The organism is Candidatus Aquarickettsia rohweri (assembly GCF_003953955.1).
GTDB lineage: Bacteria > Pseudomonadota > Alphaproteobacteria > Rickettsiales > Midichloriaceae > Aquirickettsia > Aquirickettsia rohweri.
Genome location: NZ_RXFM01000060.1, coordinates 1 through 8,066, shown reverse-complemented (window position 1 = coordinate 8,066; position 8,066 = coordinate 1). Strand labels below are relative to the sequence as shown.

11 protein-coding genes are annotated in these 8,066 nt (G+C 27.6%); 3 read left to right on the top strand and 8 right to left on the bottom strand.

Features of this window, described 5'->3' with window-relative positions; translation table 11 throughout:
• The 7 genes from nuoH to rpmH form a co-directional block, all read right to left on the bottom strand.
• Positions 1-929, bottom strand: a 929-nt coding sequence (gene nuoH, locus EIC27_RS04610) for an NADH-quinone oxidoreductase subunit NuoH (RefSeq protein ID WP_126044948.1), incomplete at its 3' end; no start/stop codon positions are given.
• Positions 930-968: 39 nt separating this feature from the next.
• Positions 969-1,904 (bottom strand): tetraacyldisaccharide 4'-kinase, encoded by a 936-nt coding sequence (gene lpxK, locus EIC27_RS04605; RefSeq protein ID WP_205702336.1) that lies wholly within the window; start codon positions 1,902-1,904, stop codon positions 969-971.
• A 74-nt stretch (positions 1,905-1,978) separates the two neighbouring features.
• Positions 1,979-3,055: a tRNA 2-thiouridine(34) synthase MnmA gene (mnmA, locus tag EIC27_RS04600; RefSeq protein ID WP_126044946.1), complete on the bottom strand. Its 1,077-nt coding sequence runs from the start codon at positions 3,053-3,055 to the stop codon at positions 1,979-1,981.
• A 21-nt stretch (positions 3,056-3,076) separates the two neighbouring features.
• Positions 3,077-4,735, bottom strand: coding sequence for a membrane protein insertase YidC (yidC, locus tag EIC27_RS04595; protein ID WP_126044945.1), 1,659 nt, complete (start codon positions 4,733-4,735; stop codon positions 3,077-3,079).
• Positions 4,728-4,991 (bottom strand): membrane protein insertion efficiency factor YidD, encoded by a 264-nt coding sequence (yidD, locus tag EIC27_RS04590; protein WP_126044944.1) that lies wholly within the window; start codon positions 4,989-4,991, stop codon positions 4,728-4,730. Before yidD ends, yidC begins: the two co-directional genes overlap by 8 nt.
• The gene (gene rnpA, locus EIC27_RS04585; protein WP_154511694.1) at positions 4,972-5,349 is read right to left on the bottom strand and encodes a ribonuclease P protein component; all 378 of its coding nucleotides are present in this window, start codon (positions 5,347-5,349) and stop codon (positions 4,972-4,974) included. The genes yidD and rnpA overlap by 20 nt, the downstream gene beginning before the upstream one ends.
• An 18-nt stretch (positions 5,350-5,367) precedes the next feature.
• The gene (gene rpmH, locus EIC27_RS04580) at positions 5,368-5,508 is read right to left on the bottom strand and encodes a 50S ribosomal protein L34 (protein WP_126044943.1); all 141 of its coding nucleotides are present in this window, start codon (positions 5,506-5,508) and stop codon (positions 5,368-5,370) included.
• Between the two features lie 81 nt (positions 5,509-5,589).
• Here rpmH and EIC27_RS04575 point away from each other — a divergent pair, with 81 nt between their 5' ends.
• Entirely contained in the window at positions 5,590-6,336 is a 747-nt protein-coding gene (locus EIC27_RS04575; RefSeq protein WP_126044942.1) for a uracil-DNA glycosylase, read from the top strand.
• 153 nt (positions 6,337-6,489) lie between these two features.
• On the top strand, positions 6,490-6,693 hold the full coding sequence (locus EIC27_RS04570) for a hypothetical protein (RefSeq protein ID WP_126044941.1): 204 nt from the start codon (positions 6,490-6,492) through the stop codon (positions 6,691-6,693).
• A 198-nt stretch (positions 6,694-6,891) separates the two neighbouring features.
• Here EIC27_RS04570 and EIC27_RS04565 read toward each other — a convergent pair whose 3' ends face one another.
• Entirely contained in the window at positions 6,892-7,863 is a 972-nt protein-coding gene (locus tag EIC27_RS04565) for an ankyrin repeat domain-containing protein (protein ID WP_126044940.1), read from the bottom strand.
• A 46-nt stretch (positions 7,864-7,909) separates the two neighbouring features.
• On the opposite strand from EIC27_RS04565, the gene tnpA reads away from it, so the two are divergent.
• A partial coding sequence (tnpA, locus tag EIC27_RS08250; RefSeq protein WP_410519448.1) for an IS66 family insertion sequence element accessory protein TnpA occupies positions 7,910-8,066 on the top strand: 157 nt, incomplete at its 3' end.

The window sequence follows — 8,066 nt, the reverse complement described above, 5'->3', positions numbered from 1 at the left end:
CCCAATCTCATTAACTGGTCATACCTAAATCTTGGAATTGAAGCTCTAACCCATATAAAAATAAAGAGACAGAACATGACCTTCAATATAAACCAAATAAAGCCAGGAATAAAATTCAAAAACTCTAATTTAAAAGGAGGTAACCATCCTCCCATAAATAATAAAACTGCAAATGAGCTCATTAATATCATATTTGCATACTCTCCTAGAAAAAATAATGCAAATGGCATTGATGAATACTCTACATTATATCCAGCAACTAATTCTGATTCTGCTTCAGGTAAATCAAAAGGATGCCTATTTGTTTCAGCTAATATGGAAATAAAAAATACTATAAACATAGGAAAGAGTAATAAATCCATGTAAAGAGGCATTTCTTTTTGGGCATTAATTATATCTACTAAATTTAATGAGCCAGTTGTAAGTAATACACAAACTATACAAAGACCAATTGCAATTTCATATGATACCATTTGAGCAGCTGATCTTATTGCTCCTAAAAAAGCATATTTAGAGTTACTAGCCCATCCTGCAATAATAACCCCATAAACCCCTAAAGATGATATTGCTAGAATATACATGACACCAATATTCAAATTTGCTATGACAAAATTATCAATGGGGATAGTAGCCCACCCGATCATAGCAAGTGAAAAGGTAATAATAGGTGCAAGTAAAAATAAAATTTTATCAGAACCAGATGGTATTATTGGCTCTTTAAATATTAATTTTACTGCGTCTGCGATGGGTTGTAATAAACCTAAAAAACCTGTCCTATTTGGACCTTTCCTTAATTGTATCCAGCCTATTACCTTTCTTTCAGCTAAAGTTAGGTATGCAACTGACAGAAGTAACGGTATTAGCAGTAATAAAATCTTTAATATTATTGGCAATATAACGCTTAAAAGGTTTGATATAAATTCCAACATTCTATAAAAAATTTTTATTTAAACTTAGCATATAAAACTCTATAAGGTTAATATTTTTTTTATTAACTTCTTTTCATCATTAATTTCTACCGCATAATCAATAACTGTAGTAAGTTTATGAAATTTTTTATCTATCCTAACAAAATCTTTTTTTGTAGTTAATATATTGCAATGAAATTTTGTAGCTTCCTTATATAAGCTTTCAAGCTCTTGGCTTGAAAAATTATAATGATCTGGAAATAAATAACTTTTTAGTATATTTGCTTTTAAGTTTTTAGCTGTTTTTACAACCCTTTCTGGTTGTGCAATTCCACATAAAAGAATAAATTTTTTCCCTGATATTTCTTCTGGATTTTTTATTATTGTATTTTGAAAAAATAATAACTTATCAGATAAATTGAAATTTTTTCTTAAGGCAGTGTTTTTACCAGAAGTTATAATTATGTCTGCCTTTCTAATACTTGTTTTTAAACTTTCTCTTAGTGGTCCAGCAGGTATAAGCAAATTATTTGCATCATGATTAAAAATTCTATTATTAATTGCCAAAATAGAAATATCTTTATTGATAGAATTATTTTGAAAACCGTCATCTAATATAATAGTCTCAGCTCCATCTTTTTGAGCAAGCTCTATTGCTAATTTTCTTTTGTTAGAAATGTAAACAGGAAAGTGCTTTGCAATCAATAGTGCTTCATCCCCAACTTCTTTGCAAGTGTGTTTATTTAAACTAACTTTAATTGCATTGCTATTATTACTTAGATTACCTTTATAACCTTTAGCCACAACAGCTATTTTTAATTTTGTGTTTTGAGATAGTAATTCAGCTAATCTAATAACAATAGGTGTTTTTCCTGCTCCACCTGAAATAGAATTACCAACACATATTATTTTACTATTAAATTTAATTGGTGTTTGATAAAAGTAATATCTTAAATTTCTAATTAAGCTATAAAGAATAGATAATGGTAATAACATGTAATTGATTAAGCTAACTTTAGACCACAAAAAGTTTTGTATATAGTTTGCTAGTTTATCAGTGAGATTCATGTTTATTCTTCTTTTATTATCCAGCCACCACCAAGAACTCTATCTTTATCATACATTACACACGCTTGACCAGGTGTTATTCCATAATAAGATGATTCTAAAATTACATCTGCTGTGCCATCGCCTAAGTATCTAACGTTTGCATTAATTTCTTTATGATTTGACCTCAACCTTACTGAACATGGTACATCTTTTTCTAAAGCTTCATCAGTAGATAGCCAATTTAGCTCTTTTATTTTAAGTTTAGTTGATTTTAAATCTTCTTTTTCTCCAACTATAACTTTGTTAGTTGTTGGGTCAATTTTTATTACGTATAAGGGTTTATCACTTGAAATTCCAATGCCTTTACGTTGTCCTATAGTAAAATTTATTATACCATTATGCATTCCCAATTTATTTCCACTTAAATCAACTATTTCCCCTTCTACATATGACTCTGGTTTTAATTTTTTTATGATTTCAGAATAATTGCCATTTGGTACAAAGCATATATCTTGGCTTTCAGGTTTGTCAGATGTATTTAAATTATATTTTTTTGCAAGTTTTCTAGTTTCATCTTTTGTATAACTTCCAAGAGGGAATTCTAAAAAATCAAGTTGTTTTTTAGTTGTAGTAAATAAAAAGTAACTTTGATCTTTATTTTGATCAACTCCTTTTAGAAGAATATGTTCATTATTTACTTTAGCTTTTCTAACATAATGTCCAGTTGCTAAAGCTTTTGCTCCTAAATTTTTTGCAGTTTTATATAAGTCTTCAAATTTTACTTTTTGGTTACATTTCACACATGGTATAGGGGTTTCACCTTTTATATAACTTTCAGCAAAATCTTCAATTACCTTTTTACTAAATAGGCTTTCGTAATTTAATACATAATGAGGTATGCCAATTTTATCCGCAGCAACTTTTGCATCATAAATATCTTGTCCAGCACAACAAGCGCCTTTTTTAACTGCCATTTCTCCCACATCATAAAGTTGTAACGTAATACCTATAACTTCATAATTTTGTTCATGAAGTATTGCTGCAACAGTAGAGCTATCAACTCCACCTGACATAGCTACTACTACTTTATCTCTCATTTTTAAAGACACATTATCTACTTATTTAGTTATTCTTTTAATTAATACTTGTTGGGCAATAGATAAGATATTACTGCATGACCAATATAACACAAGCCCTGATGGAAATGATGCAAACATAAATAAAAATATTACGGGTAAAAATTTCATTACTTTAGCTTGAGTTGGATCAGCTGGTTGGGGATTTAACATTTGTTGAAAATAAAGGGTTAATGCCATAATAATTGGCAAAACACCTATATGAAAAAAACTTGGAGTATTCCATGGTATTAATCCAAAAAAAGTAAAAATATTTGTAGGATCAGCAGCTGATAAATCTTTTATCCACAAATAAAATTTAGCATGTCTCATTTCTAATGTTACGTAAAGCACTTTATATAGTGCAAAAAATATTGGCATTTGTAATAGAATTGGTAAGCAACCAGATAAAGGATTGACTTTCTCTTTTTTATAAAGCTCTACTATAGATTTTTGAAATTTAGCACTATCATCTCCACAAGATTTTTTTAGTCTTGTCATCTCAGGTTGAATATCTTTTAACTTATTCATCCCTTTGAAGCCTTTATATGCTAAGGGGAACAGAAGTATTTTTATAAAAATAGTCAGTAATATGATAGCTACACCAAAATTTTCTACCAAAGAATGAAGATAGTTTAGGGCAATAAAGATTGGTTTAGTGATAAAATAAAGGACTCCGAAATCTACAGCCCTATCAAATAACTTTATGTTATACTTTTTTTGATAATAATCTAATAATTTTAATTTTTTTGCTCCAGCAAAGAAATGAATTTTATTATAATTATCATCTGAATCATTGTTTATTATTGCATCAGTTTGATATCTTTGTTCTTCGTTAATTCTATAACCTAAAAATTTTGTTGAAATTGTTGTTGAATCTTCAGGTATTATTGCAGTTAACCAGTATTTATCTGAAAATCCAAACCAGCCATTATCTGAATCAGAAAATTTTAATTTTTTATCATCTAGATCTTCAAATTTTATTTCTTCTAATTTATTATCAAAAACACCTATAGCTCCTTCATGTATTAGCATTTGACTTTGATTATCAGGATTGATAGTTCTGCTGATTGCAGCATAAGGTTTAATTTTTATATTATCTAAACCTAAGATTTTCTGTTCTATAGTAAACATGTAATTTTCGTCAAGTAGAATTGTAATAAGAAATTCAGCTCCTTGATTATTTTTCCATGATAGAGTAATTCTTTCATTAGGGTTTAAATGTTTTTTATTTGAAGTCCATATTGATTTATTAGTCGGTAACTCAATATCCTTATTATTTGAAATCCATCCAAATTCTGCATAATACACATTTTTTGTGCCGGTTGGAGATAATAAAACTACATCTTTGCTATTTTTTTGAACAGTTTGCTTATAATCAAGTAATATTAAGTTATCAATTTTTGCTCCTACTAAATTAATTGAACCGCTAATCATATCATTTTTAAATTTAATCTTTCCAGCCTTAGATTTATTAGATATTGAAATTTTGTTATGAACAAAATCATTATTGATCAAGTTCATATCTTTTAAATCACTGTTGATTTCTAAATTTTTGTTATGTTTATCTATGGTTTCTGGTTTTTGAAAAAAGATTTGCCATAAAATTAATATTGTTATTGATAAAACTGCAGCAATAATTGTTCTGGTATTATTATTCATATTTTTTTCTTTTTTTATTATTTTTTATAGGTACAGGATCATATCCTCCAAGGAAAAATGGATTGCACTTTAAAATTCTTTTTATTATTAGCAAAATTCCAAGTAATCCGTGAATTTTTAAACTATCTTTTGCATAATTTGAACAGCTTGGGTAATATCTACATGATTGTGGTATTAAAGGAGAAATAAAGTTTTGATATATAGATATAAAAAATAAAATAATTATTTTAAAAAGTTTAGTTAGATTTTTTTTCATAATTAGTTATTTTTTTTATACAAAAATCAAAATCCTTTTTTAGAAGTGAAAAACTTTTATCTATCATAAATTTTCTAGCTATTATATTGATGTAGAATGTCTTTGTAAAATCTTTTATATTAATTTGATTTACTAATAACCTTATCCTTCTTTTGCACCAATTTCTTTTAACTGCATTGCCTACTTTTTTGCTAGCTGTAATACCGAAATTTAAATTTACTAATTCTTCTTTTTTATCCAGCTTGGTTATATTAGTTTTGTAAACTATCACAAAGTATTTCCCAACTACCTTATTAGAATTTAAGAGCAACTCATTATAAACAGAACTCTTTGTGATCTTATTTTTTTTTAAATTCAACAATAAAGTAAGTTTAATTTACGCTGACAATATTTTTCTACCTTTAGCTCTTCTGCTATTGATAATCTTTCTACCACCAACTGTAGCCATTCTAGATCTAAAGCCATGCCTTCTTTTTCTTTTAATATTACTAGGTTGAAAAGTTCTTTTTGTAGACATCTTTATTACTATTAATATATTGAAGAGTATTCATTAACTTAATTATAATGTAAAGTCAATATTATTAAATAATGTTTAAATATGAATAAATCAAAAGAAGCTTTATTAAGTTGGTATGTAGAATTAGGAATTGATTGTTTTTTGGAAAAAAATAATCATGATAAAGTACAAGTTTTAAAAGATGAAATAGAGAATAGTGATAAGTATAATAGTAATAAACAGAGTATGAAGCATATATCTAAGAGTCTGGCTGACAAATGTTCTACAGTTGAAGAATTAAGAAGAGTAGTTGAGAGTTTTGATGAATTAGATATAAAAAAAGGTGCTATTAATACAGTTTTTGCAGATGGCAATCCAAAATCAGACATAATGTTAATAGGAGAAGCTCCAGGGGCAAATGAAGATAAGTATGGAATACCATTTTGTGGCCAAAGTGGCAAATTATTAGATAATATATTGGCAGCTATTAAGTTAGATAGGAAGAATTATTACATAACAAATACTATTTTTTGGAGACCTCCAGCTAATAGAAGACCTACTACAAATGAAATAGATGTTTGTAGGCCTTTTATAGAAAAACATGTAGCTCTTGTTAATCCTAAGATTATTATATTAGTAGGTAGTACTGCAGTTGAGTCTTTGCTTGATTTAAAAACGCCAATGGGGCAGCTTAGAAAGCAAAATTTTAAATATAGTAACCAGTATCTGAAAAAATCCATTGATACGTTTGTTATATTTCATCCATCCTATTTATTAAGACAACCTTCACAAAAAAAAGCAATGTGGCAGGATATTCAAAGAATTTATACTTTTTATAAGAAAATTTAATTTGTAATAATGTTCTTAACATTTTTAATGTTGTTGAGCTATAGTATATAGTTTAATGGAGATTAAGCTTTGTTAATTGTTGTTAAGAATAATATTGACTAAAGCATCATAATTTTTATATAATGTATCAAAATACAAAAATATTATTTATTTATGGCTGGAAAAAAAGGTTCAAAAAACAACGTCAGTAATAGGGGTAAAGCTGCTGATCTAAAACAACTGGATGGTAAAGTTGTAAAACCTATAATGTATGTGGGCGAAAGGTTAGGGCATGGTAATTATATGGCTGCAAAATTTGAAGATGGCAAATTAATTAGGGATGACTCAGGTAGGCCAGTTCCTTATAAAATGGTCTAATTAATAAATATTGATTTTTTAAGACGATATAAAAGTTAATTTTATTAAATAAATTTAAATTTTATTTTTTAAGTGTTAGCTTTAACTTTTTAATTAAGCCCTTTGTATGCTAGAAGATTTATTATTTATAGCATTTTGAGTATGAATACCCAAGACTTTGCTTAATTTTGTAATATTTTCAATCAATTCTTTAGAATTTCAATTTTCACGTGCATGATCAAGTGGAGTTTTACCACTTTTATCTCGTTGTGCTAACAATTCTTCTAATTTCCCAGTTTTTTTAATAGACTCTACTATTTCAAATTGCCATTCTTTATCACTTTCATTAAATTGTTTAGCTAATTTATGCATTATGTTTTCACCTTTATTATCTTGTATAGTTAGGTTAGCTCCTTGATCAAGTAGATATTTAACAGAGTCTTCGACGCCATGCTCTATTGCTTTCATGATGGTTGTTTCACCATTAATATTTTGAAGATTAATATCTGCATTGAATTCATTAACTACTGTTTCAATCATTTCTGAAGATGCATATAAGCTATGTAATACTCCATTTCCTCTTTGGTCTAATGAGTTTATATCATATGTTTTATATTCTGATCCAATTATTTTATACATAAACTCAAAAAATTTCTCTAATAATGAGTATTGATCAGCACTTTTAGCATGTTCATCAAATAATTTTATTCCTTCTTGCTGCAAAAAGTACTTTAAAAGTTCTGGTCCATCTTCTTTGTTAGATATTGCAGCTATTGGATCTAATCCTTCATCCTTAAAAGCTTGCATTTCAGATTCAACTCTTTTTATGCTTTGTGATTTAACATGTTGAATTTGTGCCAACAATGCAAAATACAATGCTTTTTCTCCAATCATGTCAATTGTTAAAGAGACCACTTCTATTTTTTGTAGCATCTTAGCATCTAATTTGCTTGCAATATCTTTATCAACAAATGGTACAACTTTATCAGCACTAGTTTGCTGGCCCATCTCTGTTAGATGGGATGTTACAGCCTTCATATATTCATAGCAGGAGTCAATTACTACTTCTGGTTTGCTATTTTTTTTTAAATTTTTTAAAAGAGCTTCACGTTTAATTTCAAAATCATACATATAGAACCCACTTAAATATTGTATATAGGCGTAAGCGCTAAAATAAGGGCATCTAGGCAAGAATAAAAATAAGTGGTAGAACAAAAGCCTAAAAAAATAGAGGCTAATGATGCTATTAGAAAAAAAGAAAAAAAGAATAAGTAATGAAAAATGGAAAGAGCTAGTAGAAGAATATAAAAAAAGTAATGTAAGTAAATATGAATTTTGTAAGCAAAAGAATGTGCCGAGAAGTACATTTTATAAATGGCACAGAATTCTTGTAG

Excerpts from the sequence above, each read along its gene's own strand:
- lpxK (WP_205702336.1), bottom strand. The coding sequence starts at position 1,904 with ATGTTATTACCATTATCTATTCTTTATAGCTTAATTAGAAATTTAAGA.
- mnmA (WP_126044946.1), bottom strand. The coding sequence starts at position 3,055 with ATGAGAGATAAAGTAGTAGTAGCTATGTCAGGTGGAGTTGATAGCTCT.
- yidC (WP_126044945.1), bottom strand. The coding sequence starts at position 4,735 with ATGAATAATAATACCAGAACAATTATTGCTGCAGTTTTATCAATAACA.
- yidD (WP_126044944.1), bottom strand. The coding sequence starts at position 4,991 with ATGAAAAAAAATCTAACTAAACTTTTTAAAATAATTATTTTATTTTTT.
- rpmH (WP_126044943.1), bottom strand. The coding sequence starts at position 5,508 with ATGTCTACAAAAAGAACTTTTCAACCTAGTAATATTAAAAGAAAAAGA.
- EIC27_RS04575 (WP_126044942.1), top strand. The coding sequence starts at position 5,590 with ATGAATAAATCAAAAGAAGCTTTATTAAGTTGGTATGTAGAATTAGGA.
- EIC27_RS04570 (WP_126044941.1), top strand. The coding sequence starts at position 6,490 with ATGGCTGGAAAAAAAGGTTCAAAAAACAACGTCAGTAATAGGGGTAAA.